Genomic DNA, 800 nt, shown 5'->3' with positions numbered 1-800 from the left:
GCCCTGCGTCTTCGAGCGCGGCAAGCGCCGCGCGGGTCGCGAGCTCGGAGGTCGTCTGTCCTTCGGCGGCGAAGTGACGCCGTTCGATGCCGGAGCGGGTCCTGATCCACTCGTCAGAGGTGTCGAGGGTTTTCTCGAACTCGGAGTTGGGGACGACGCGCTCGGGCAGATAGTGCCCGACCCCGGCCACCTGCGCCCGTATGGTCATGGATTCGTTCCGTCTTTCTTCTGCTCGGTGCCCGGCTGCGGGGCACTTTCTTCCGCGGCGGTGGCCGCCGAGGCGATGCGGGCGGCGAGTCGGTCGCCAAAGCCCGATTGCGCAAGATCGTAGGCCAGTTCGACGGCGGCTGCCACACCTGTCGCATCCGCGGCGCCGTGGCTCTTCACCACCGTGCCATTGAGGCCGAGGAACACGCCGCCGTTCTTGCGGCGCGGGTCGATCCGTGCCTGAAGCCGCTTGAGCGAGGTCAGGGCCAGAAGGGCGGCGACGCGCGACAGCGGCGAATAGGCAAAGGCCTCGCGCAGGAACTGCCCGATGAGCGAGGCGGTGCCCTCGCCGGTCTTCAGCGCGATGTTGCCGGTGAAGCCGTCGGTGACGATCACGTCGCAGCGGTCGCCGGGGATGTCGCCACCTTCGGCGAATCCGATGAATTCGAAATTGTTGCTCTCGGCCGAGGCTGCGATGAGCTCATGCGCCTGCTTCAGCTCGGCGCGGCCCTTGTGTTCCTCGGTGCCGACGTTGAGCAGTCCGACGCGCGGACGCTCGAGCGAGAGGCCGTTGCGGGCGTAGGACGCCCCCA

2 pseudogenes are annotated in these 800 nt (G+C 68.1%); both read right to left on the bottom strand.

The features are described 5' to 3' along the window. Positions 1-208, bottom strand: a pseudogene (locus HC022_RS27920) (3-oxoacyl-ACP synthase); the annotation flags it as partial. Next, positions 205-800: pseudogene (locus HC022_RS27915) on the bottom strand (phosphate acyltransferase); the annotation flags it as partial. The pseudogenes HC022_RS27920 and HC022_RS27915, both read right to left, overlap by 4 nt.

The organism is Salipiger sp. HF18, from assembly GCF_011806505.1.
Lineage (GTDB): Bacteria > Pseudomonadota > Alphaproteobacteria > Rhodobacterales > Rhodobacteraceae > Salipiger > Salipiger thiooxidans.
The sequence above is the reverse complement of the archived record's forward strand: the minus strand, read 5'-3'. Positions and strand labels throughout refer to the sequence as shown.